This window comes from Variovorax sp. UC74_104 (genome assembly GCF_044055375.1).
GTDB lineage: Bacteria > Pseudomonadota > Gammaproteobacteria > Burkholderiales > Burkholderiaceae_C > Variovorax.
On the sequence record NZ_CP171978.1, the window covers coordinates 1,487,171 to 1,510,165 of the forward strand.

The following is a 22,995-nucleotide window of genomic DNA, read 5'->3' on the forward strand; positions in this document are numbered from 1 at the left end:
ATCACAGCCGAGCTCGCCTGGCGTTCGATCACGATGGCCGTCCCGGCCGCACCAGCGGCTGGTCGACGGGAAGGAAGCGCTCGAACAGGTCGTGCACGAAGGCGCCGCCGACGGCATCCGACGCGGCGGCCGTGAGATAGAAGCCGCGCCAGCGCGGCGCGCGCGAGTTCCTGCCGTGGTTCTCGAACAGCACCTGCGCGAACTCGCGCAGCCCGGGCCGCAGGGCCCGCACGGCCTCCACGAATTCATGGATCGCGAGCCGGCCGGTGCTGCCCGGCTGCTCGCGCAGCAGCGCCATGCGCAGCGCGTGCAGCTGCTGCGCGATCGGATCGAACACCGCGTCGAGCCGTTCGCCGGCCGGCGTCTCGATGAATGCCGAAGGATCGGTCAGCCGGTGCCCCAGCGCCTGCGCCAGCACTTCGGGCGGCAGTGCGCCGTGCAGGGTCTCGTAGCCCGCGAGCCGTTCGAGGCCGGTCACGACGAGGTAGGTGGGCATCTGCAGGCGCAGGGTGTCGCTGGCTTCGTCGAGCAGGCGGCGCGTCCGCTCGGCCTGGGACTTCAGCTTTGCCGTGCCCGCCTCCAGCAGGTCGGTGGCCGCCACGGCCACCACGAAGCCATTGAGCGGCAGCCGGTCGCGCCGCTCGGCGAGCGCGAGCAGCGACTGCAGCCACAGGCCGCGCGACCGTGGCGCACCGGTGGTGTCGCCGGCGGCGGTGGAATCGACCTCGACGGCCACCAGCCGCGGCGTCAGCCACCAGCGCCACCATTCGCCGTCGGAGGAAGACGGCGCGGAGGGCGCGTCCGCGCGTGCGCCGTGCGTCGTCGCGAACAGCCCCGGCAGGTTGGCCGCCGCATCGCCCAAGCACAGGAACCAGGGCACCGGCGACGCGGACTTCGCCCAGTGCGCGCGGCGCATGGACTGCTGCGCCTTTCCCATGCGTTCTCTCAGCGCGCCGACGGCCGGCTCGTCCGTGCCGGCCGCGGGCCAGCCGTGCGCCGCGATGCGCTTGTGCAGCCCGCGCCGGCGGGCGCCGCGTCCCGCGTCGCGCACCACCGCGTACAGCAGGCCGAAGCCCAGCAGGCACAGCGACAGCAGCAGCCAGAAGCGGTGGGGGGGCGACAGCAGCAGCGCGCTCATCGGGAGACGGTCTCCAGGAAGACGAAGTCGGCAATCAGCCGGTCGCTGTTCTTGCTGGCCGCGAGCGACTCGCGCAGCCGCAGCAGGTAGGTCGAGGCGAGCTCGAAGGGCGGCCGGTCGGATGTCTCCGTGAGCGGCGCGGGCGACGACAGCACCGTGACGAGCACGCTGCCGAAGGGCGGGCTCACCAGCCAGCTCGAGGGAATGTCGCGGCCTATCTCCAGCGTCTGGCCGGCGTGCAGCCGGGTGGGCTGCTGGCCTGCGTTGAGGTGCATCACCGAGCCGTCGACGGTGTAGTAGTCGACCCAGATGTAGCTGTCGTGCCGCGGCGCGACGACCTGCATGCGCACGTTGTCGCCCTCTCGCAGCTTGCCTTCGATGGCCGTGGGAGCGGTCACGTCCAGCCCGTAGGCCTTCTCGCCGTTGCGCACCTGGTAGGGCTTGAGGATGGCGAACACCTCGCAATGCGGCCACACGCGCAGCCCGATGTCGAAGCGCGGCGCCTTCACGCCGGGCAGCGCGCTCACTTCATGCTCCACGCGCGGCAGGTCGCCGGGCAGCGAGACGAAGCCGGTGACCCGCGTGTGGCCGTCGCGGTCCACGCTGGCCGTGAGGTCGGCGCAGGCGAAGGTCTGCAGGTGCTGATCGATGCGCTGGGCCAGGCCGGTGTCGGCCGCCGGCGGACCGCTCGACCAGAACCACAGCATGTACAGAAGGGGCAGGGCGAGCGCCAGCGCGGCGCCGCCGAGCAGCAGCGTGCGGTCGCGCCGGCGCGTGTCGTTGGGGCCGCGCGGATCGGCCACCTCGTAGGGCTGCGGCGTGATGCGGTCCTGCACGAGGCTGCCCGTCGAGAGCGGGCGCAGCAGGAGCTGGCGGCCGTGCAGGTCCTTCAGCTTGCCGAGCTCGCCCTGGTCGCCGTCCTCGAAGTAGTACTGGCCCTTGAAGCCCAGCGCCAGCGCGTGCCAGTACACCTCGCGCACCGCGTCGTCGCCGGCGCCCAGTGCCGACAGGTGGTGGAAGAACTCGCTGTGGGCGTTGTTCGAGTTGAAGAGCTGGACCTGCAGCGGGGCTGCCGCCCCCGCCCCCGTGCCCGCGGCCGTGGCGGCGTCGGGGTGGCGCGCGAGGACCTCGTCGATCCAGGCCACCATCGCGAAGGCCGCCGATTCGATCTGCGCCGCGGGCGTGCCCGAAGCCTCGGCGGCGGCGCGCGCCGCGTCGAGCTGCTGGCGGAACTGCTGCTGCGCCGCATCGAGCGACGGCAGCGGCGCGCCGGCCGCGACGGCGGCGTCCAGCGAGAGGCCGGACGAAATGAGGGTGGAGAAGCAGTCGAGGAGGCGGGCCATGGACGGGCCCGCTCAGTCGAGGGTTGCGAAGGATGCCTTGCACCGGCGTCTGCAGCGATGGCACATGCCCATGTCCCCGGTTCCTTCGAGTAGGCGCCCATTCTTTCAAAGTGCTTGCGGCGGGCGCCATACCGCTTGGGGTCTATGCCTTTGGGTGGGGCCGCCGGCCTTGCTGCGCGGGGCATTCGCCGGTATCTTCAGCGTCTGCCGTGCGTTGCACGCTGGGACACGGGGAAAAGACATCATGAAAATACTGATCGCCGACGACCACCGGCTCGTCATCGAGGCGGTCAAAGCCAAGTTGTCGGAGCTGGAGCCCGGCATCGAATTCGTCCTGGCGATGAGCGTCGACGAATTGCTTGCCGGCGCCACCGACGACCTCGACCTGGCCCTGATCGACCTCAACATGCCCGGCGCCGACGGCCAGGCCCACGTCGACGAGATCCGCAAGCGCCATCCGGCGGTGCCGGTGATCGTGCTGTCGGGCTACGAAGACCCGGCCATCATGCGCAGCGCGCTCGAGCGCGGCGTGCTCGGATTCATTCCCAAGGCTTATTCCCCCGACGTGATGCTCTCGGCCGTGCGCCTGGTGCTGGCCGGCGGCGTGTACGTGCCGCCGATGATGCTGACGGCGCTGCCGCCTGGCATGGTGGCGGGCATGGCACCGCAGGCAGGCGCCGAGGCGCTGGTGCGCGGCGGCGCTGCCGGCGGCGGCAATAGCGGCGGCACCCAGACGCTGGAACACCTGCGCAGCGTGCTCACCGAGCGGCAGGTCGAGGTGCTGCAGCTGCTGTCGCAGGGCAAGCCCAACAAGCTCATCGGCCGCAGCCTGGGCATCAGCGAAGGCACGGTGAAGATCGACCTGGCGGCGATCTTCCGCGCGCTCAACGTGCGCAACCGCACCGAGGCGGTGGTGGCGGCGCAGGCGCTGACGGAGGCGCAGCAGGCCTAGGCTGCGCGCAGTTCGGGAACGGCTTCGCTGCTCCCGTCGCGCAATCCTTCCTTTCTCCTTGCAATGGCCTGCGCCAGGAACTCGGCGTCGCGCGCCACGCCTGAGAAGCGCCCCGACCCCCAGGTGTGCAGCCAGGGCAGCCCGAGGAAGTAGAGCCCCGGCTCGTTCGTCACGCCGCGCAGGTGCACCGGCGCGCCGCGCCCGTTGAACACCGGTGCGTCGACCCAGGCGAAGTCCGGCGAGAAGCCGATGCACCACACCACGCTGGCGATGCCCGCGGCCGCGAGGTCGAGCCGCGTGCGCTCTTCGCGAGGCTCCCACACCGGCGTGTAGACCGAAGGAGGCGGTGCCGCGATGCCCTGCGCTGCGATGTGCCTGTCGATCGATGCATTGATGCGGTTGTAGGTGCCGTCGGCCTGGTCGAGGTTGTCGCGCAGGTTGGGCTGGAACTCGAAGCTGCCTTCGTCGAAGCCGCTGAGCAGGCCGTAGAGTTCCATGCCTTCGAGCGCGAAGCGCCGCAGGTCGATGTCGCGGCCGCCGTCGCGGCCCGTCACGTAGTGGTTGGTGTTGTCGCGCACGCCCTCGCGCAGCGGGTGCTCGGTGACGGGCATGTCGTAGTACTTCATGTCAGCGAGCCAGTCGACCACCTCGCGGCCGCGGTAGAAGCGCGCGCAGCGCGGCGCATTGCCGGTGGCCAGGTGGACCTTGCGGCCGGCCAGGTGCAGGTCTTCGGCGATCTGCGCGCCCGACTGGCCGCAGCCCACCACCAGCACGGCGCCCTCAGGCAGTTGCGCCGGATTGCGGTACTGGGCGGAGTGGAACTGCGCGACGCCCGCCGGCAGCTTCTCGGCAAGGCGCGGCACGATGGGGCGGTGGTAGCCGCCCGAGGCCACCACCACCTGGTCGGCGGTGTAGAGGCCGGCGTCGGTCTGCACGTCGAAGCGCTCGCGTTCGCCGTCGCGCGCCACGCGTTCCACGGTCACGCCTTCGATGGCCGGCGCCTTCACGTGCTCGACGAAGCCGGCGAGCCATTCGTTGATCTGGTCCTTGACCATGAAGCCGTGCGGATCGCTGCCGATGTAGCCCCAGCCCGGCAGCTGGCACTGCCAGTTGGGCGTGACGAGGCAGAACGAATCCCAGCGCTGCGTGCGCCAGGTGTGCACGAGGCTGCGCTTCTCGATCACGAGATGGTCGATGCCGCGCTGCTGCAGGCAATGGCTCAGCGACAGGCCGGCCTGGCCGCCGCCGACGATGACGACGCTGTAGTGGCTGCGTCCTCCGTAGGGGTGTGACATGAGGGTCTCTCTTTTCTCTCTCTCTGGATGTAGCGGTGTCGGTCAGTCGAAGGCGACGACGGTGACCTTCGCGTCGGGAATGGCGCCGAAGCGCGAGGCGATGCTTTCGATCTCGGCGAGCTGGTCCATCGCCTGCGAGCACGCGAAGCCGTACTTGGCGCGAACCCGCTCGGAGGCGATGCCCAGCGCCTCGCGCGTGCGCTGTAGGAAGTCGTCGAGCTCGTAGCGCTGGCCGGGCGAGAGGTGGTCTCGCACCACGCTCGAAGGCGAGTAGCAGCGGGTTTCGCTGGCGTCGGGCCAGCGCACGCGGAAGTGCGTCACAGGCATGTAGCGGGCTCCCGCAGGGCGACTGGCGGCTGGATGAACGCGTCGCTGCCGAAGTCCCACAGCAGGGCCTCATCGTCGCCCGCCCGCAGCTTTACCTGCCGCGTGGCATCGACCTGGCCGATCACGCCGCAGGCGATGTCGCGCGCCGCGAACCGGGCCAGCACCGGCGCTACCTGGGCCGGCGCTACGCTCAGCACGAAGCCGTAGCTCGGGAACGAGGACAGCCAGCGCAGCAGCGGCACGCCCTCGGGCCGGGGAATCGCGTCGAGGTCGATGCGGGCGCCGGTGCCCGAGCACTCGAGCAGCATCATGGCCGTGCCCACAGCGCCGGCCATGCTGATGTCCTTGGCGGCGCAGCACAGGCCGTCCTCCGCGATGGACGGCAGCAGCTCCAGGTCGGCCCGCAGCCGGGCGGCGGGCGCGTGGGTCGAGGCATTCCAGTACGGGAACGGCTCTTCGTAGGCGCCGCGCAGGTCGGCCGCCATCACGAGCAGGTCGCCCGGCTTCGCATCGAAGCTGGTCAGCAGCCGGCGCGCGTGGCCGAGGATGGCCACCGCCAGTTGCGGCCGTTCGCTGCGGTTGTTGCTGTGCCCGCCGACGATGGGCACGCCATAGCGCACGGCGGCCTCGGCCATGCCGCGCAGCACGTCGTCGGCCGGGTTCATGCCGTTGCTCCACAGCGCGTCGACCACCGCAGTGGGGCGGCCGCCCATCGCATAGATGTCGCTCACGTTGACCATCACGCCGCAGTAGCCCGCGAACCAGGGCATGCGCACGATGAAGTCTTCCACCAGCCCCTCGATGGCGAACAGCAGGTAGCCGCCGTGGCCGTCGGGAATGGCGGCGCAGTCGTCTCCCACGGGCACGGCCTGCGCGAGCGCGGCATGGCCGCCGGGCAGCGAGCGGCCCAGTACCGACACCACGTCGCCGATGTCGCGCTTGTGGGCGAAGCCGCGCGTGGCGCGCAGGGCTTCGGCAATATCGCCGGCGTTCGTCATGGCATCACCTTGGCGCGCGTGACGAAACCGCTCACCGGGTCGTGGCAGGGCGGATACCAGCCGAGATCGGCCTGCATGCGCGCGTGCGGACGGCCGTGCACTTCGGTCTCCTCGAGCATCTTCCAGCCGAGCTTCTCGAACAGCGGCACGTTCTGCCTCTGCACCTGCGCGAGAAAGAGCTTGCAGCCCAGCGCGTTGGCGCGCGACACGGCAAGCCGGATCAGCGTCGCGCCCAGGTGCCCCTGGCTGCGGAACGCGGGGTGCACGGCCAGCCGCGAGCCCCACCATTCGCCATCGGCCTGGCCGCGATGGATGCGCACCGTGCCCACCACCTGCTCGGGCATGCCGCCGTTGCACGACATGGCCACCAGCAGCCGCGCATGGTCGTCTATGGCATCACGGTCGTCGCGCGCGAAGATGCCCTGCTCGATGCAGAACACCGCGCGGCGCAGCGCCATCGCCTCGTCGCGCTCCCACTGCTGCGCGGCCTCGCGCACCAGGTATTCGACGGGCGCGTAGTGGTCGCCCATCCGTTCGCGCATCTCGCAGAGATCGTCGAGGCACAGCATGGTCAGCTCTCGCTTTCTTTTTCGTAGATGGAAAGCGACGAACACGCGCCGCACTTGCCGCAGCCGGCCTTGATGTCGGCCGAGCGCAGGCCGGCCGCCACCACGCGCTCGCCCAGCGGCGCGAGCAGCGACTTCATGAACTCGGGCGTGGGCGCGGGGTGGTCTTCCAGCGGCGTGCCGCTGATGGGCACGAAGGGGACGACGAAGGGGTACACGCCGCGTGCCAGCAGCTGGTCGCAGGTGTCGAGGATGGCTTCGCGCGTGTCGCCCAGCCCGGCCAGGATGTAGGTGCTGACCTGCCCACGCCCGAACACGCCCACCGCCGCCTCGAAGGCGCTCATATAGCGCGAGATGGGCACGCTCGCCTTGCCCGGCATGATGCGCTCGCGCACCTCGGGGGTGACCACCTCCAGGTGCATGCCCAGCGCGTCGATGCCCGCGGCCTTCATGCGGTGGAACCACTGGTCGTCGTCGGGCGGCTCGCACTGGCCCTGGATGGGGATGTCGACCGCGGCCTTGATCGCGAAGGCGCTCTCGCACAGCACGGCCGCGCCGCGGTCGGTGGCGTTGGGCGTGCCCGTGGTCATCACCATGTGCTTGACGCCGTCGAGCAGCACGGCGGCGCGCGCCACCTCGGCGAGCTGCTCGGGCGTCTTGCGCGCAACGGTGCGCCCGGCCGCGAGCGACTGGCCGATCGCGCAGAACTTGCAGCTCTTTTTGCGGCTCTCGTAGCGGATGCAGGTCTGCAGCACGGTGGTGGCAAGCACGTCGCTGCCGTGCAGCGTGGCGATGTGCGAATAGGGAACGCCGTCGAAGGTCTGCATCGCGTAGAAGCGCGGCTGCTTGGGAAAGCTGATGCTCGCGATGGGAATGCTGCCGCGCATCACGCGGCTCACGCCCGCGGCGTCGGGCGCCTCGGCGGTGAAGGGCGAGTGCCACGCGGTGGAGGTGTGGACCGGCACCATGATCGTGTGGCCGTCCACCGTCACGGCCTTGTGGTCCGAGGGGCCCGCGCCGCCGCGTCGGCTCGCGACGCCGGCCGAAGGGTCAACCAGCCGCAACCCGAAGGACTGGAGCTCGGTCATCAGCTGCCGGCTGTCTTGCTGTGTCGTCGTGGTCATGTTCTGGACTCCGTTGAACGTGGGGTTGCGTGCGATCCATCGGCACGGTGGTCTGCGCCGGCCGGTCGTTGATGGCGAGCGAGAGCAGCTCCGGCCGCGCGTAGTGGCCGACCGAATCCATCATTCGCTTGCGCTTGGCGATCAGCGCCATGTCGAGGTCCGCCACCACCATGCCTTCGCCCTCGGTGAGCGGCGGCGCGAGGTGCTTGCCCTCCGGCGAGACGATGGCCGTGTGGCAGCCGCCGCGCAGCGCCTTCTGCAGGTTGGCGTCGGGCGTGACCGAGCGGATCTGCTCGTCAGTGAGCCAGCCGGTGGCGTTGACCACGAAGCAGCCCGACTCCAGCGCGTGGTGGCGAATGGTCACTTCCATCTGCTCCGCGAAGATCGGGCCGACCAGCGAGCCGGGGAACTGCGCGCAGTGGATCTGCTCGTGCTGCGCCATCAGGCTGTAGCGCGCGAGCGGGTTGTAGTGTTCCCAGCAGGCCAGCGCGCCCACGCGGCCGACGGCGGTGTCGACAACCTTGAGACCGGCACCATCGCCCATGCCCCAGACCATGCGCTCGTGGTAGGTGGGCGTGATCTTGCGGCGCTTGAGCGCCAGCGTGCCGTCGGCGTCGAACACCAGCTGCGTGTTGTAGAGGCTGCCGTGGTCGCGCTCGTTCACGCCGAGCACCACCACCATGCTGCGCGCGCGCGCACGCTCGGCCACCGCCTGCGTGACGGGGCCGGGCACCACCACCGCGCGCTCGGCCAGCCGCAGGTGCGGCGCGCCCTGCTGCACCGGCGGCAGCACGAAGCTGAAGTAGGGGTAGTAGGGCACGAAGGTCTCGGGAAAGACCGCGATCTGCGCGCCCTTCGCCGCGGCCGCGTCGATGGCGCTGCACACGCGATCGAGCGTGCCGTCCGGCCGTTCGAAGTCGGGCGCGATCTGGATCGCCGCGGCCCGCACGATGCGAGAAGAAGAGGTCATGGTCATCCCCTGTCCACGACGGCAAGCGCAGCGAAGCCAATTCGGGGAACACCGCAGAACCGGCTTTGCCGGGCTGCAGGTGTTGCCCCCGGCGAGGGGGTTGGCGAAGCGACACGAAGTGCGCGAAGACTGGGGGTGGACATTTACAGCGTCCAGGTGTCGATGATGACGGCGCCGGCCTTCTTGTGCAGCAGCACGAGGTCGAGCACGTCGAGCGGGTTGATCGGCTTGATGCCCTCGATCAGCGCGCCTTCGCCATGGCCGTACAGCGCCTGCAGCGCGAAGCGGCATGCATAGACCTTGCCGCCCTCCTCGATGAACTTGGCGATCTGCTTGTTGAAGTTCTGGTGGCCCGGGAAGGCCTCGTCGCCCAGCGTCGGAAAGCCGCGCTGCACGCCCAGCGTCACGCCGGGGCCGTACAGCAGCACGGAGGTCTCGTAGCCCTTGCGCCGCAGACGCGTGGCCTGCAGCAGGTTCACGAAGCCGATGGAGCCTTCGAAGGCCACCGTGTGGAAGGTGACGAGCGCCTTCTCCCCGGGCTCGGCCTTGACGTCTTCGAACACCTTCTCTTCGTAGTCGACGAGGAACTCGCCTTTCTCGTTGCGGGGGCGGGTGACTTTGGGCATGGGGTACTCCGGTTGGGTGAAGGGGTACGCAGGTGTTGCGTGCTCCTTTCTTCGCAGGCGTTGTGCCAGCGGCCGGCCGGGCCCGTGCGATCAATGCGCGATCAACGCCAAGCGGCGCGGCGTGCGCGAGCGCAAAATTTTTTTCAGGGCCTGGAAAGGCGCCGAAGAAGCAGGGCCGGGCGGCCATTTCCGCACCGCGACGACGCACGCCCCATGCGATCAATGCACCCGATCAATGGGGTTGATCGCACCTGATCGAAGCATCCAGCCCCTCTGGCGCGGGCGCGGTTCCTGCATGTTGATCGGTGGCCAGATGCAATCAATGGATGCAATCAACTCAGCCGGACCACGCCCGATGCCCACCATCACCGCCCACTGGCGCAAGCAGCTGCGCAACACCGCCCGGCCGGCCTACCTGCTGCTGGCCGACCTGATCGCCGACGACATCAAGACGGGCCGCCTGGGCGTGCGAGACCGCCTGCCCACGCTGCGCGAGCTGGCGGCGGATCTCGAACTGAACTACACGACGGTGGCGCGCGGCTATGCCGAGGCGCGAAAGCGCGGGCTGATCGATTCGCGCGCCGGCACCGGCACCTTCATCCGCTCGGGCAGCCCTAGCCTGCGGCTGCGCGGCGGCAGCGGCGCCGAGATGACGATGAACATGCCGCCCGAGCCCGACGACGAGCACCTGATGGCACGCCTGCACGACAGCGCCAGCCGCGCCTTCGCGCAGGTCGATTTCCACGACCTGCTGCGCTACCAGGACTTCGGGGGCACCGCGCACGACCGCGCCGCCGCGATGCACTGGCTGCGGCCCTTCGTGCCCGACGCCAGCGTCGATCGCATCCTGGTGTGCCCCGGCATCCACGGCGTGCTGACCGCGCTGTTCTCGCAGCTCGCGCGGCCCGGCGAGCTGGTCTGCGTGGAGTCGCTCACCTACCCCGGCGTGAAGGCGATCGCGGCGCAGCTCGGCGTGCAGCTGCATGCGCTGCAGATGGACGACGACGGCCCCATCGCCGATGCCTTCGAGCACGCCTGCAAGACGCTCAAGCCCAAGGCGCTGTACTGCAACCCCACCTTGCTCAACCCGACGGCGGCCACGGTGTCGCGCGCGCGGCGCGAGGCGCTGGCCGACGTGGCGCTGCGCTACGCGGTGCCGATCATCGAGGACGACGCCTACGGCATGCTGCCGCGGCAGACGCCCGCTTCGCTGGCCACGCTGGCGCCGGGGCTCACCTACTACGTGAGCGGCTTCTCCAAGTGCTTCGGCGCGGGGCTGCGCAGCGCCTACGTGTGCTCGCCGACGGTGGTGCAGTCGCAGCGGCTGGCCGGCGCGATGCGCGCCACCACCGTGATGGCCTCCCCGATCACCAACGCGCTGACGACGCTGTGGGTGGAAGACGGCACCGCCGAGGAGATGCTGCAGGCGGTGCGCGCCGAGTCGATGGCGCGGCAGGCGCTGGCCGCGCGGCACCTGGCCGACAGCGGCCTGCAGGCGCATCCCGAAGGTTTCCATGCGTGGCTGCCGCTCACGCCCGGCTGGAGCCCGGTGGAATTCGCGTCGTACCTGCGCACGCAGAACGTGGGCGTGGTGGCGAGCGCCGCCTTCTCCACCGACGGCGATCCGCCCGACGCGGTGCGCATCTGCCTGGGCGGGCCGATGTCGCGCGAGCAGTGCGACCAGGCCCTGCGGCTGATCGCGGACACGCTGGCGCATCCGCTGCATCCGCACGCGACACTGCGATAGCGCCTGGCCGCTGCTACCAGCGGTAGGTGAACTTCGCCTGCACCGCGCGCCGCTGGCCGAAGTACTGGCCGTTGCCCGCGACGTAGCTCCGGTCGGTGAGGTTGGTGGCGTTCAGCGCGAAGGCGTAGGGGCCGCGTTCGTAGCGCAGCGCCGCGTCGAGCAGCGTGTAGGGCGGGTTGTAGCTGCTGTTGTCGATGCTGGCCGGCACCTTGCCGACATGGCGCACGCCGCCGCCGATGCTCCAGCCCTGCAGCGCGGGGCTGCCGAAACGGTAGTCGAGCCACAGCGCGGCGGTCTGGCGCGCGGTGTTGAGCGGCTGCCTGCCTATTTCGGCGGGGTTCAGGCTTTGCGTGACCTTGGCGTCGAGCAATGTGTAGCTGGCCACCAGCTTGAGCTGCGTCGTGAGCGCGGCGCGCGCCTCGAACTCGGGGCCTCGCGTGCGCACCTCGCCGATCTGCGAGACGGGGCCGATCACGTACGGGTCGAAGGTGGGGGAGTTGTTCTTGCGCAGGTCGAACACCGACACGGTGAACAGCGCGTCCACGCCGGGCGGGCGGTACTTCAGGCCCACCTCGACCTGCCGGCCGAGCTCGGGCCTCAGCGGACTTCCGTTCGCGAAGGCGCCTGGCAGCGGGGTGAACGAGGTCGAGTAGCTGAAGTAGGGCGCGAGCCCGCCCGGCGCGAGGTAGAGCAGTCCCGCGTTGTAGGTCGTCTTGGTGTTGGTGTCGATGCCCCTGGAGGCCGCCGACAGCGGGCTGAAGTTGTTGCGCGCGCGGTCCTGCCGCACCGTGAGCCCCAGCGACCAGGGGCCGCTGCGCATCTGGTCCTGCACGTAGAACCCGCGCTGCGTGACGGCGTTGTCGGACACGGCGCTGAACGCCGGCTCGGGCACCGCCGCGCCATAGACCGGCGCGAAGGCGTCGATGGATGGCGCCTGGCCGATCCCGCCGGTCAGCTTGCTGGATTGCCGCTGGTATTCCATCCCGATCAGCAGGGTGTGCGCGACCGGCCCGGTGCCGAAGCGGCCCTCGACCTGGGTGTCCAGCGTGGTGGTCCGGTTGCGTTCAATGGCCCGCATCGCCGTGCGATCGATCGTGCGCAGATCGCTCTGGAAGCCGGTGCCGTAGACCTGCCGGTAGTCGACGTCCAGCGACGCGCGGCGCGCGTTCTGCCGCAGGGTCCAGTGGTCGTCGAGCTTGTGTTCGAACAGGTAGGTGAGCGAGGAGGCGTTGCGGTTGTAGCGGTCGAAGCCCGGCTCCCCGATGAAGCGCTCGCGGGAAATGCTGCCCCAGGGGTTGGGCGTGATGAGCGCGCCCTCGGGCCAGATGCTCTTGGGCGTGGTGCGGTCGCGCGTGACCTCCGCCAGCAGCGTGATCCTGGTGCGCGCCGAAGGCGTCCACGTCAGCGAGGGTGCGATGAAGCTGCGGTCATCGCGCGAATGGTCGGTCTGGCCGTCGCTCTTGCGCACCACGCCGTTGAGCCGGAAGAGCAGAGTGCCGTCCGCGTTCATCGCGCCGCCGAGGTCGAAGCTGGCCTGGTGGCGGTTGCGGTTGCCCAGCGAGAGGCTCACCTCGCGCACCGCCTCCGCCGATGGGCGCTTGGACACCATGTTGATCGCACCGCCCGGCGCCGACGGGTCGTAGACCGCGCCGGGGCCCTTCAGCAGTTCCACGCGCTCCAGCGCCTGCGGCTCGGCCAGCCAGCGCGAGATGACGCTGCCGGCGGGGAGCTTGAAACCGTCGAGGTACTCGGCGGGTGCGAAGCCGCGCACCGTGAGCGAGGCAAAGCGCGTGTCGTAGCCGGCGACCTCGGTGAGCACGCCGGCCGAATAGCGCAGCGACTGCTCGACGGTGTGCACGGCCTGGTCGTCCATCTGCGCGCGCGTGACGACGGTGACGGCGCGCGGCGTCTCCAGCAGCGGTGTGTCGGTGCGCGTGGCGGTGGCGCTGCGCTGCGCGACGTAGCCGTCGACCTGGCCGTCGGCTCGCTCGCCCTGCGCGGTGACGGTCAGAGGGGGCAGGGAGGCTCCCGTGCCGGAAGCGGCGGCGCCTGCTGCTGCCGGCCGCACCGCATAGGCGCCGCTCACGCCGGGAATCGCCTCCAGCCGGTGCGGCGACAGCAACTCGGCCAGGCCTTCGGGCACGGTGCGGCTGCCCTTGAGCGCGGCGGCGCTCCTGTCGCGCACGAGTGCCGGGTCGAATGACAGCGTGATGCCGGCCTGCCGCGCGAAGGTGCTGAGCGCGTCCTCGAGCGGGCCGGCCGGAATGTCGAAGCCCGCGCGCGCCTTGCCCTCCGCCGGCTGCGCCTGCGCGCGCGCGGATACGACGGGCGCGACCCATCCCGCCGCGATGCCCAGCAGCAGCGCGGGAAGCAGGGTGGGCCTTGCCGGCCGGAGGCGCCAGAACCCGGGATGGCGGTCCGGAGGAAGTCTTCTCAACGTCGCGAAATGGTCAATGTGCCTCCAGTGCCTTGTTCGAGCCGCACGGGCAGCGTGCGCACCAGCGCTTCGAGCGCACGGCCGACCGGGTCGGGCCCGTTGAGCTGGAAAACGCCCGACACGCGCAGCGAGGCCGCGTTCGCGTCGCAGACCAGCGGCGTGCCGTGGTAGCGCGCCAGCTCGGCGACGAATGCATCCAGCCGCATCTGCCGGGCCACCAGCGCGCCGTCGGTCCAGGCATCGGGTTCGAAGCTGCGGTCCACGACGCGCTGGGGCGGCGTCGCGTCGCCGCGCACGATGTAGCCGTCGCCGGCCTGAGCGACCACCGGCTGCACGCTGTTATCTGTGGCGTGGATGGCGACCCGGCCCTCGGTCATCGAAAGCCGCGTCTGGCCGTCCTGCTCGCGCACGCCGAAGCGCGTGCCCAGTGCCTCGAAGCGCGCGTGCGGCGTCTCGACCCAGAAGGCGCGATGGCCGAAGAGAGCCTCGCCGTCGGCGCCGGTGCGCACGAAGAGCTCGCCACGGCGCAGCACGATGCGCCGGCTGCGCGGCGAGAAGACCACCTGCACTTCGGAGCCGGTGTTGAGGTTCAGCTCGGTGCCGTCGGACAGCGTCACGCGCTTTCGTTCGCCCACGGCGGTGGCGTAGTCGGTGCGCTGCTCCCAGGGCTGTTCGCGCCACACGAAGAGGCCGATCACGCCGCCGGTGGCGGCGAGACCCAGGACGCCGATCGCGCGGCGGCGGCCCTGCTGCGCCCGCATGCGGCCGGCGGCCTGCAGCGCGCCATGGGCCAGCGCGCCGCCCGCCGCGCCGAGGCGGTCGCCCGTGCCGCCGATGCGCGGCACCTGGCGGAAGGCGTCCTCCACGGACTGCACCTGCTGCCAGGCCTGTTCGTGCGACGGGTGCGCGGCGCGCCATGCGTCGCACTCGTCATGCGCCTTGCTGTCGGCGCCGCCGGAACCGAGCCGCACGGCCCAGGCGATGGCCTGGTCGAGCAGGTCGGAAGAAGGGGGGAATGCTGCCTTCATTCCGCGTGCCTCCCTGCGCGCCGTGCAGTCCACGACGCACGAAGCCGCCACGGCCAAGGCCGGGAACACCGCCGGAACCGGCTCTGCCGGGCCGCCGGTGTTGCCCCCGGCGAGGGGGGAGGAGAAGCGACACGAAGTGCGCGAAGCCTGGGGGAGGTTCATTTCAGGGCCAGGCAATGGCGAATAGCAGTCGCCATGTATTTCTCGACGGAGCTCAGGCTCACGTTCAGGCGCTGCGCGATCTCGGCATAGCCGAGGCCGTCGAGCCGCGAGAGCAGGAAGGCGCTGCGCGCCTTGGCGGGCAGGCCGTCGAGCATGGCGTCGATGCGCACCAGCGCCTCGACCAGCAGCATCTGCGTCTCGGGCGACGGCGCCTGCGGCTCGGGCAGGGCGGCGATGGCTTCGAGGCAGGCGCGCTCCAGCGTGCGGCGGCGCACGTGGTCGACCACCAGGCCGTGCGCGATGGTGGTGAGCCAGGCGCGCGGCTCCCGCACCTCGTCGACGTCGCGCTGGCGGCCCAGCACGCGCAGGAATGTGTCCTGGGCCAGGTCGGCGGCATCGCCCGCATGGCCCAGCTTGCGGCGCAGCCAGCCGAGCAGCCAGCCGTGGTGTTCGCCGTAGAGGGTTTCCACGCTTCGCGGGGGAGGACGGTCCGGCATGGAGGGCGGGGGGAAGTCGTTCGGGAACGCTGCGAGTGCGGCAGGCATGAATCTATCTCACTGCGTTGACATTTGTGGCCGAAGTTCTGCCGCGCCTGCAGCCCGCGGGGCCGCGATGGCCCCGGGTCTGCATGATGGGCGCGAGCGTGGACAGCGCCGCGGAGCCGGCACTGCCCGACTCGCAGCGGCTGAAGCCCACCGCGAGCGCAACGCCGGCGGCCGCGGCGCCGAGGCAGCATCCGTCGACCAGCCAGGCCCGCAGCGGGCCCGCTGCGCGATCGCCGGCGATTCGGGACCGGCCCGGCATGCCGATGTCGCGCGGCGCGGGCAGCTGGTGGGCGGCCATCAAAGCAGCCCCTTCGCAGCACGCGCGGTGCGCGTGCCGTCCAGCGGGAGCCTCAGCGTGAGGCAGCCGCCGCCCAGCGGCGAGGTCGCGGCGTAGATGCGCGCACCGTGGCGCGCCGCGATGGCCTGGCAGGCATGGACATGGGGCGCCACGGCGCGGCCGGTGCCTGTCTCGAAGGCCGGCGACAGGCGGGAGACGGTTTCGGAAGGCGCATCCGCCTCGCGCAGGCTGATCGCCGCCCGGTGCTCTTCGGCGCGCGCGCCGAGCGTCTTGCCCGTGAACCCGGCGGCGCCGAGCGCGAAGAGCGCGGCCACCACGAGGCCGAGGCTGCCGGTGCTCATCGGGCGGTCTCCCGGCAGCTCGAAAGCTGCAGCCGCGGGCGACGTGCGTGGAAGAAAAGGTTCTGAAGCATGGGAGGCGGTTCCTCTTCGGGTTTCAGGTGGATGCATTCCCTTGCCGAACGGAATGCCGGAACCCGCAATGGCAGGCCCGAAAAAAAAGCCGATGTCAGTACCTGCACTCGGGCGCAGCCCGGTCCAGCACGGACACGATGCGCCAGACCAATCGCTCGCTGTAGGCCGGCGCGGGGTGCAGCACGTCGGCCATTTCCGCGGGCTTGAAGGACACGGCGCCCCAGTCGGCGAACAGCGCGCCGGTCTCTGCGGCCACCCGGCGGGCGATGTCGTCGGCCGCGTCCCTGCCGGTGACGGTGATCGGCTGCCGGCTGAGTCCGGTGATGACCGGCGTGCGCCCCTGGGCCTGGACGTGCGCGACCATGCGCCGCAGCGCCGACTCGTAGGGCTGGCCGAACTGCCCGTCGTTGATGCCGTGCTGGAGCACCACGAAATGGGTGGTGAGCGGTGCCCCTGCGAACACGGGCGCGCGCTGGGCGGCTGTGGAGCCGGGCACGCTGTTGTCGATCACCGTGTAGGCGGGGCGCAGGCGCGTGAGCATCGCCGCGGGCGGCTCGTCGAAGCGCTGGTTGCTGGCGTAGCTGCCGTGGAGGATCGAGTCGCCCTCGAAGGTGACGGTGCAGTCGCGCGCGGTCGGGGGCGGGTCGTCGGGCGCCACCGGGTGGGCGGGGGCGCTGCTGCTCTTGCTGCTGCTACTGGCGGGGCCGATGCTGCCGCGGCTGTCTCCGCAGGCAGGAACCAGCGCGCCGATCGCGAGGATGGCGATCAGCGTGAGTGCGATGTCGGACAGCCGGACGCAGGCTGCGCGGTGGCGTGCGGGAAGGAAAACCAAGGCAATCTCCGGATGGCGCTTCTGGCAATTCAGAGGCTTTCATCCGGTTTGCCGAACGAGTTGCCGGAACCCGCAACGCGCGGAGAAAAAAGAAGGCCCGGCTTCAGTCCTTCGAAGCCGCGCAGGCCATCTGCAGCTGCTGGAGGTGCGAGCGGAAGGCGACCGCGTCGTGCCAGTCGTCCACCACGAAGCGGTGGTCGCGCGGGGCGGGCGCGCTGGCGTCCCGGGCCAGGCTGACCCGGTAGCGCTCGTCCACGGAGAAGGCGATGCGAAGCGTTTCCAGCCGCAGCGAGGCCGTCTGCTCGCGCTCGCCGCGCGCCGTGGTCGAGAGCCTCAGGACGCAGGGCGTCGCGAGCGCCAGCTTCGCGTCCACGCTGCGCGCCTCGTGCCGGAGCATGTCGTTGAGCGCGTGGACGTGCTCGGCGGCGCTCAGCGTGTGGGCGGCGGGCGCGTCCCTGGATGGATAGCCGTCGGTGCATGCGCTCGCCGCGAGGGCGAGCGCCGCAGGCGCGGCGACGGCAGCCCAGCGCTGCCGCCGTTCGGTCGCGGGCGACTTCACACGACCAGCGAAACGATGCCGGCCACGCCCGCGCATGCGGCCACGCCGGCGAGCAGGCCGGCATCGCGATTGTTCGAGACGACGCGTTCGCGCCATGCCAGGTACAGCAGAAGAAGACAGGTGCCGAAGGCGACCATGGTGAGTTCGGTCATTGGGAGAAAAGCGGTTTCGCGTTGGATTGGTTCGAAAGCCCGCGCCGGCCGGCAACGGCCGCGCAGGACGAATGCGACGCGCAGGCCGCTTGGCCCGCGCGTCGCGGTCTTCTGCATGTCGATGGAAAAGCTGGAGCCCGGGGCGGGCCCGCGCCTTCGCCGCCTAGACGGCGGTGCCCGCGCGTGGCGGCTTCAGCGGAACCCGCGGCACGCGGGATGCAGGCGCGTGCACGTATTGCGGCGGCGCGGCGCCGCGCCATGCGGCGTGATGCAGGGCTGCATTGCGCAGCCCGCAGATTTCGGAGAGATCGGGCGCCAGCTCGGTGGCGGGCGAGCGTTCTTCGAGCGTGGCCGGCGGATGCGCCGGTGCTTCGCAGTCGTGGCCCTGCGAATGAAGCCCGGCGGCCATCGGTGCCACTGCCGCCTCATGCGACTGGGCCAGCGCGGCAAAGCTCTGGCAGCCCAGCGCGAGCACGAGCAGCAGAGACAGGAGCCAGCGGGGCATCGTCGGCAAGGAGGTCGGCGAAGGAGAAAGAAGAAGAGAAAGCGGCGAAGAGTGCAGTTGCCGTCTTCAGCGCTTGGCGAAGACGCCGTTCCACGCGAACACCGAGTTGGGTGCGTTCACGCGCAGCGGCAGGGCCGCGGGGCTCGGCTGGGTTTCTTTTCTTCTCGGCGCGGGCTCGTGCTCGACGCGCACGCCCTTGGCCAGCTGGTCTTCGACCAGGCTCTGCAGCGTGACGGAGCCCAGGAATTCCATGACGTGGTGCTTGGCCGAGGCCCACAGCGCTTCCGTCGAATAGCAGCCCTTGCTGCCGGGCTCGTTCTTGCCAGGGGAGGTTTCGGTATCGGTCAGCGGCTGGCCGTCGACCGAGGCGAGGATGTCCGCCACCGTGATTTCTGAGGCCCTGCGCGTCAGCGTGTAGCCGCCGCCCGGTCCGCGTGTCGCCTTGATCAGGGCGTGCTGGCGCAGCTTGCTGAACAGCAGTTCGAGCGATGAGCGGGCAATGTGCTGGCGCTTGCTGATCGACGCCAGTGGCACGGGGCCGTCCTGCTCGCGCATCGCGACATCGATCATGGCCGTCAAGGCGAAGCCGCCCTTCGTCGTGAGACGCATGGAGTGTTCCTCGTTGTTGGGTTTTTGCAAACGATGGGGCATAGGTGTGCGAAAGGCCCCGAAAAGTTTCCGGGGCATGACGACGACGGGCTCTGAAACAGTTTGCAAAAGTGCCGGCGCTCGCGGGCGCTTGCCTGGCACCGGGGGCGGAAAGCGGTTTTCCGGCGCTCTGTAAAGTGTCGGGCGATTCTTCGCAATTTCGCCCAACTCCGCTTCCCGTTTGCCTTGAACTCCATTCCCCTCGACCGCACCCGCTTCGACGCCGCCATCGTCGACCTCGACGGCACCATGGTCGACACGCTCGGCGACTTCGCCGCCTCGCTCGACCGCATGCTCGACGATCTCTCGCTGCCGCACGTGGCGCCCGCCGCCATCGAGAAGATGGTGGGCAAGGGCTCCGAGCACCTGATCCATTCCGCGCTCGTGCATGTGATCGCGTCGCCCGATGCCGATGCGAAAGCGCGCGCGCTGTTCGGGCGTGCCTGGGAGCGCTACCAGCACCACTACCTCGCCATCAACGGACGCCACTCTGCGGTGTACCCGGGCGTGATCGACGGGTTGAAGGCCCTGCGTGCGCAGGGCCTGCGGCTGGCCTGCCTGACCAACAAGCCGACCTCGTTCGCCAAGCCGCTGCTGGTCGACAAGGGGCTCGACGGTTTCTTCGAGCTGGTGTTCGGCGGCGATGCCTTCGAGCGGAAGAAGCCGGATCCGTTGCCGCTGCTGAAGACCTGCGAGGCGATGGGTACGGCGCCCGCGCGCACGCTGATGATCGGCGACTCGAGCAACGACGCGCGCGCCGCCCGGGCGGCGGGGTGCCCCGTCGTGCTCGTGAGCTATGGCTACAACCACGGCGAGCCGGTACGTGGCGTGGATGCCGACGGTTTCGTCGACTCGCTGGCCGAGCTTGTGCCGGCCGCCGGGCGATAGCCGCTTCGGCTACTGCTTGCCGAGCAGCGCGTCCTTCAGCTTCCAGTCGGCCGGGTTGGGGCCGAGCCAGATGCGCAGCAGTGCGTTGAAGAAGGCCTGTTCCTTGATCGGATCGGGCTGAGGCACGCCGCGCACGGTGATCAGCGTGCCGGTGCCGGGCAGCCAGTCGATGGTGAAGGTGTCGCCGGCCTTCAACTGCTTCTGGTCGGCGAACATTTGGCCCATGCGCAGCAGGCCGGGGATGAGGTTGACCATCTCGGTCTTCGGCGAGTTGTCTTCCACGCCTTTGGTGAAGAGCTTGCCGAGTTCGTTCGCGTCGATGTCGCGCAGCATGGTGATGGCCACTCGCTTGGGGCCGGGCGCGGCCAGTGCCTCTTCGGGCGTCGACACCTTCTTGCCCACGTACAGGCCGGCGGTGTAGACCTTGAAGATGGCCTTGTAGCGGATGCCCGCGCCGTTGAGCACGAGGGGCGTGCCGCGCAGATCCATCTGGTCTTCGAGCTTGACGCCGCCCACGTCGACCTGCGCGGCCGAGGCGCCCAGGCTTGCGGCTGCGAGGCAGGCGGCCAGGGCGAGGCGAGAGAACATGGTCGTGAACGGAAGGGCGGTCAACGCTGTCTCCTTGGAATTTTGCGAACGGTCGTTCGAATGTATCTTTTTGTTCTACTCCTTCGGCTTCGGGGGAACCCTGAAAGCCACCGCCGAAGCGGCGAGTTGCGCCTGCGGGCGTTTTCGTGGGCTAAACTCCGCGACTCATATGTTCGTTCATCACATCATTCAAACAGGTGAAGGCAGCCGGGGAGCCTGGCCCTGGCGTCGCCATACTTCGCTGACTGTTTGATTGCGCGGCGCACGCCGTGCGCCCGCGGTTCCGGACCGGCACGCATGCCGACACCGGGCCACCCGTGAATGACCTTGCCGCCGGCCGAAGGAGCGCCGCAGGCAACTGGAGAACGAATCCGTGATCACCGAACTTGAATTCAAGAGCCTCAGCGCCCAGGGCTACAACCGCATTCCGCTGATGGCCGAGGCCTTCGCCGACCTCGAGACCCCCCTTCCCCTCTACCTCAAGCTGGCCCATTCGCAAGGCGGCGGCAAGCACAGCTTCCTGCTCGAATCGGTGGTGGGCGGCGAGCGCTTCGGGCGCTACAGCTTCATCGGGCTGCCGGCCCGCACGCTGCTGCGCGCCAGCGGCTTCGGCGCCGAAGCCCTCACCGAGGTGGTGACCGACGGGCAGGTGGTGGAGACCGTCAAGGGCAATCCGCTCGACTTCGTGGCCGAGTACCAGAAGCGCTTCAAGGTCGCGCTGCGCCCGGGCCTGCCGCGCTTCTGCGGCGGCCTTGCCGGCTACTTCGGCTACGACACCGTGCGCCACATCGAGCGCAAGCTCGAGAAGACCTGCCCGCCCGATACGCTGGGCTGCCCCGACATCCTGCTGCTGCAGTGCGAGGAACTGGCCGTCATCGACAACCTCTCGGGCAAGCTGTACCTCATCGTCTATGCCGATCCGAAGCAGCCCGAGGCCTATGCGACGGGCAAGCGCCGCCTGCGCGAACTGAAGGAGAAGCTCAAGTACTCGGTGAGCGCGCCTGTCGTGAAGCCCACGCAGCCGCATCCGCCCGAGCGCAGCTTCGCCAAGGCCGACTACCTCGCGGCCGTAGAGCGCGCCAAGGAAATGATCGCCGCCGGCGACTTCATGCAGGTGCAGGTGGGCCAGCGCATCAGCAAGCGCTACACCGAGTCGCCGCTGTCGCTGTACCGCGCGCTGCGTTCGCTGAACCCGTCGCCCTACATGTACTACTACAACCTCGGCGACTTCCACGTGGTGGGCGCGTCGCCCGAGATCCTGGTGCGCCAGGAGAACACGGGCGAAGGCGAGCAGAAGATCACCATCCGCCCGCTGGCCGGCACCCGCCCGCGCGGCGCGTCGCTGGAGCTCGACAAGGCGGCCGAGGTCGAGCTCATCAACGACCCGAAGGAGCGCGCAGAGCACGTGATGCTGATCGACCTCGCGCGCAACGACATCGGCCGCATCGCCAAGACCGGCACCGTGAAGGTGACCGAGGCCTTCGCGGTCGAGCGCTACAGCCACGTGATGCACATCGTGAGCAACGTCGAAGGCACGCTGAAGGACGGCATGACCGCCATCGACGTACTCAAGGCCACCTTCCCGGCCGGCACCCTGACCGGCGCGCCGAAGGTGCATGCGATGGAACTCATCGACGAGCTCGAGCCCACCAAGCGCGGCCTGTACGGCGGCGCCTGCGGCTACATCAGCTATGCGGGCGACATGGACGTGGCCATCGCGATCCGCACCGGCATCGTGAAGGACCAGATGCTGCACGTGCAGGCCGCGGCCGGCGTGGTGGCCGACTCGGTGCCCGAGTTGGAGTGGAAGGAGACCGAGGCCAAGGCGCGTGCGCTGCTGCGTGCCGCCGAACTGGTCGAGGAAGGCCTGGAATGAGCGCCGCACCCGATATTCAGAGCGACTTTTCGCACGAGATCATCGGCGCGGCCGTCGAGGTGCAGCGCGTGCTCGGCACGGGGCTCGACGAAGCGGCCTACGCCGCGGCGCTGGCCATCGAGCTCGCCGAGCGCGAGATCGGCTTCGCGCGCGACGTGGCACTGTCCGCCAGCTACAAGGGCCGTTCGCTCGGCGAGGTGTATCGCGCGGGGTTCGTGGTCGAGCAGTCGGTCATCGTCGAACTCAGGGCGGTCGACGTGCTGACCGACCTGCATCGCGCGCAGGTGCTGGCCGCGCTGCGTCTCTCGGGCCTCAAGCTGGGCCTTCTGATCAACTTCAACGTGTTCCCCGTCGTCAAGGGCGTGCACCGGATTGTGAGCAAGCCATGAAACTGCTGATGATCGACAACTACGACAGCTTCACCTACAACATCGTCCAGTACTTCGGCGAGCTGGGTGCGGACGTGCAGGTGCACCGCAACGACGAGATCACCGTGGCGCAGATCGGCGAGCTGATCGCCTCGGGCGTGACGCGGCTGGTAGTGTCGCCCGGGCCATGCTCGCCGGCGGAGGCGGGCGTGTCGGTGGCGGCCATCGAGGCATTCGCGGGCAAGCTGCCGATCCTGGGCGTGTGCCTGGGGCACCAGGCCATCGGCGCGGCCTTCGGCGGGAAGATCGTGCGGGCGCAGCAGCTCATGCACGGCAAGACCAGCGAGATCACGACCACGCAGGAAGGCGTGTTCGCGGGGCTGCCCAAGCGCTTCGTCGTCAACCGCTACCACTCGCTTTCCATCGAACGCGAGAGCTGCCCGAAGGCTTTGGCTGTCACCGCCTGGACCGACGACGGCGAGATCATGGGGGTGCGGCACACCGGATTCGCGCACGATGTGCGCATCGAGGGCGTGCAGTTCCATCCGGAATCGATCCTCACCGAGCACGGCCACGCCATGCTCAAGAACTTCCTGGACTAGCATTGACC

At 69.8% G+C, this 22,995-nt stretch carries 26 protein-coding genes; 6 read left to right on the forward strand and 20 right to left on the reverse strand.

Annotated elements, in window-relative coordinates:
- Positions 1-28: 28 nt before the first annotated feature.
- Both ACHMXA_RS06960 and ACHMXA_RS06965 read right to left on the reverse strand, forming a co-directional pair.
- Positions 29-1,138 (reverse strand): type VI secretion system protein, encoded by a 1,110-nt coding sequence (locus ACHMXA_RS06960; RefSeq protein WP_395319600.1) that lies wholly within the window; start codon positions 1,136-1,138, stop codon positions 29-31.
- Positions 1,135-2,481, reverse strand: a complete 1,347-nt coding sequence (locus ACHMXA_RS06965) for a DotU family type IV/VI secretion system protein (RefSeq protein ID WP_395319602.1) — start codon at positions 2,479-2,481, stop codon at positions 1,135-1,137. Before ACHMXA_RS06965 ends, ACHMXA_RS06960 begins: the two co-directional genes overlap by 4 nt.
- A gap of 244 nt (positions 2,482-2,725) precedes the next feature.
- On the opposite strand from ACHMXA_RS06965, the gene ACHMXA_RS06970 reads away from it, so the two are divergent.
- On the forward strand, positions 2,726-3,433 hold the full coding sequence (locus ACHMXA_RS06970) for a response regulator (RefSeq protein ID WP_395319604.1): 708 nt from the start codon (positions 2,726-2,728) through the stop codon (positions 3,431-3,433).
- On the opposite strand, the gene ACHMXA_RS06975 is transcribed toward ACHMXA_RS06970, so the two are convergent.
- From ACHMXA_RS06975 to ACHMXA_RS07005, 7 genes are all read right to left on the reverse strand, one after another.
- Entirely contained in the window at positions 3,430-4,728 is a 1,299-nt protein-coding gene (locus ACHMXA_RS06975) for an MSMEG_0569 family flavin-dependent oxidoreductase (protein ID WP_395319606.1), read from the reverse strand. The two genes, ACHMXA_RS06970 and ACHMXA_RS06975, sit on opposite strands and share 4 nt — an antisense overlap.
- Before the next feature lie 42 nt (positions 4,729-4,770).
- Positions 4,771-5,055 (reverse strand): MSMEG_0570 family nitrogen starvation response protein, encoded by a 285-nt coding sequence (locus tag ACHMXA_RS06980; RefSeq protein WP_395319608.1) that lies wholly within the window; start codon positions 5,053-5,055, stop codon positions 4,771-4,773.
- Positions 5,046-6,053 carry a sll0787 family AIR synthase-like protein gene (locus ACHMXA_RS06985; RefSeq protein WP_395319610.1) on the reverse strand — a complete coding sequence of 336 codons (1,008 nt, stop codon included), beginning with the start codon at positions 6,051-6,053 and terminating at the stop codon, positions 5,046-5,048. The genes ACHMXA_RS06980 and ACHMXA_RS06985 overlap by 10 nt, the downstream gene beginning before the upstream one ends.
- Entirely contained in the window at positions 6,050-6,622 is a 573-nt protein-coding gene (locus tag ACHMXA_RS06990) for an MSMEG_0567/Sll0786 family nitrogen starvation N-acetyltransferase (protein WP_395319612.1), read from the reverse strand. Before ACHMXA_RS06990 ends, ACHMXA_RS06985 begins: the two co-directional genes overlap by 4 nt.
- 2 nt (positions 6,623-6,624) lie before the next feature.
- Positions 6,625-7,707, reverse strand: a complete 1,083-nt coding sequence (locus ACHMXA_RS06995; protein WP_395321244.1) for an MSMEG_0568 family radical SAM protein — start codon at positions 7,705-7,707, stop codon at positions 6,625-6,627.
- Positions 7,670-8,713 carry a Nit6803 family nitrilase gene (locus ACHMXA_RS07000; protein WP_395319614.1) on the reverse strand — a complete coding sequence of 348 codons (1,044 nt, stop codon included), beginning with the start codon at positions 8,711-8,713 and terminating at the stop codon, positions 7,670-7,672. Before ACHMXA_RS07000 ends, ACHMXA_RS06995 begins: the two co-directional genes overlap by 38 nt.
- A 143-nt stretch (positions 8,714-8,856) precedes the next feature.
- Positions 8,857-9,339 (reverse strand): MSMEG_0572/Sll0783 family nitrogen starvation response protein, encoded by a 483-nt coding sequence (locus ACHMXA_RS07005; RefSeq protein WP_176669022.1) that lies wholly within the window; start codon positions 9,337-9,339, stop codon positions 8,857-8,859.
- 355 nt (positions 9,340-9,694) lie between these two features.
- On the opposite strand from ACHMXA_RS07005, the gene ACHMXA_RS07010 reads away from it, so the two are divergent.
- Entirely contained in the window at positions 9,695-11,086 is a 1,392-nt protein-coding gene (locus ACHMXA_RS07010; RefSeq protein WP_395319617.1) for a PLP-dependent aminotransferase family protein, read from the forward strand.
- A gap of 13 nt (positions 11,087-11,099) precedes the next feature.
- On the opposite strand, the gene ACHMXA_RS07015 is transcribed toward ACHMXA_RS07010, so the two are convergent.
- From ACHMXA_RS07015 to ACHMXA_RS07060, 10 genes are all read right to left on the reverse strand, one after another.
- Positions 11,100-13,523, reverse strand: a complete 2,424-nt coding sequence (locus ACHMXA_RS07015) for a TonB-dependent siderophore receptor (RefSeq protein ID WP_395319619.1) — start codon at positions 13,521-13,523, stop codon at positions 11,100-11,102.
- On the reverse strand, positions 13,520-14,551 hold the full coding sequence (locus tag ACHMXA_RS07020) for a FecR family protein (RefSeq protein ID WP_395319621.1): 1,032 nt from the start codon (positions 14,549-14,551) through the stop codon (positions 13,520-13,522). The genes ACHMXA_RS07015 and ACHMXA_RS07020 overlap by 4 nt, the downstream gene beginning before the upstream one ends.
- Before the next feature lie 158 nt (positions 14,552-14,709).
- Complete coding sequence (locus tag ACHMXA_RS07025; protein WP_218088548.1) at positions 14,710-15,210, reverse strand: sigma-70 family RNA polymerase sigma factor; 501 nt, start codon at positions 15,208-15,210, stop codon at positions 14,710-14,712.
- A 52-nt stretch (positions 15,211-15,262) separates the two neighbouring features.
- Positions 15,263-15,556 carry a hypothetical protein gene (locus ACHMXA_RS07030; protein WP_395319623.1) on the reverse strand — a complete coding sequence of 98 codons (294 nt, stop codon included), beginning with the start codon at positions 15,554-15,556 and terminating at the stop codon, positions 15,263-15,265.
- Positions 15,556-15,897 carry a hypothetical protein gene (locus tag ACHMXA_RS07035; RefSeq protein WP_395319625.1) on the reverse strand — a complete coding sequence of 114 codons (342 nt, stop codon included), beginning with the start codon at positions 15,895-15,897 and terminating at the stop codon, positions 15,556-15,558. The genes ACHMXA_RS07030 and ACHMXA_RS07035 overlap by 1 nt, the downstream gene beginning before the upstream one ends.
- Before the next feature lie 166 nt (positions 15,898-16,063).
- The gene (locus tag ACHMXA_RS07040) at positions 16,064-16,801 is read right to left on the reverse strand and encodes an SGNH/GDSL hydrolase family protein (RefSeq protein ID WP_176669015.1); all 738 of its coding nucleotides are present in this window, start codon (positions 16,799-16,801) and stop codon (positions 16,064-16,066) included.
- A 103-nt stretch (positions 16,802-16,904) separates the two neighbouring features.
- Positions 16,905-17,360, reverse strand: coding sequence for a hypothetical protein (locus ACHMXA_RS07045; protein ID WP_395319628.1), 456 nt, complete (start codon positions 17,358-17,360; stop codon positions 16,905-16,907).
- Entirely contained in the window at positions 17,357-17,629 is a 273-nt protein-coding gene (locus tag ACHMXA_RS07050) for a hypothetical protein (protein WP_395319630.1), read from the reverse strand. Before ACHMXA_RS07050 ends, ACHMXA_RS07045 begins: the two co-directional genes overlap by 4 nt.
- 46 nt (positions 17,630-17,675) lie before the next feature.
- Positions 17,676-18,017, reverse strand: a complete 342-nt coding sequence (locus ACHMXA_RS07055) for a hypothetical protein (protein WP_176669012.1) — start codon at positions 18,015-18,017, stop codon at positions 17,676-17,678.
- A 66-nt stretch (positions 18,018-18,083) separates the two neighbouring features.
- The gene (locus ACHMXA_RS07060) at positions 18,084-18,626 is read right to left on the reverse strand and encodes an Rrf2 family transcriptional regulator (RefSeq protein ID WP_395319632.1); all 543 of its coding nucleotides are present in this window, start codon (positions 18,624-18,626) and stop codon (positions 18,084-18,086) included.
- A 225-nt stretch (positions 18,627-18,851) separates the two neighbouring features.
- Here ACHMXA_RS07060 and ACHMXA_RS07065 point away from each other — a divergent pair, with 225 nt between their 5' ends.
- Positions 18,852-19,553, forward strand: coding sequence for a phosphoglycolate phosphatase (locus ACHMXA_RS07065; protein ID WP_395319634.1), 702 nt, complete (start codon positions 18,852-18,854; stop codon positions 19,551-19,553).
- A 9-nt stretch (positions 19,554-19,562) separates the two neighbouring features.
- On the opposite strand, the gene ACHMXA_RS07070 is transcribed toward ACHMXA_RS07065, so the two are convergent.
- A complete protein-coding gene (locus tag ACHMXA_RS07070) occupies positions 19,563-20,141 on the reverse strand; it encodes a chalcone isomerase family protein (RefSeq protein ID WP_395321246.1) in 579 nt (192 codons plus the stop codon).
- Between the two features lie 373 nt (positions 20,142-20,514).
- Between ACHMXA_RS07070 and trpE the strand changes: the two genes are divergently transcribed.
- From trpE to ACHMXA_RS07085, 3 genes are read left to right on the forward strand one after another with little or no spacing between them, the layout of a single operon-like run.
- Positions 20,515-22,017: an anthranilate synthase component I gene (gene trpE / locus ACHMXA_RS07075; RefSeq protein WP_395319636.1), complete on the forward strand. Its 1,503-nt coding sequence runs from the start codon at positions 20,515-20,517 to the stop codon at positions 22,015-22,017.
- Positions 22,014-22,406 (forward strand): GxxExxY protein, encoded by a 393-nt coding sequence (locus ACHMXA_RS07080; protein ID WP_395319638.1) that lies wholly within the window; start codon positions 22,014-22,016, stop codon positions 22,404-22,406. The genes trpE and ACHMXA_RS07080 overlap by 4 nt, the downstream gene beginning before the upstream one ends.
- Positions 22,403-22,987 (forward strand): aminodeoxychorismate/anthranilate synthase component II, encoded by a 585-nt coding sequence (locus ACHMXA_RS07085; protein WP_395319640.1) that lies wholly within the window; start codon positions 22,403-22,405, stop codon positions 22,985-22,987. The genes ACHMXA_RS07080 and ACHMXA_RS07085 overlap by 4 nt, the downstream gene beginning before the upstream one ends.
- Positions 22,988-22,995: the final 8 nt, after the last annotated feature.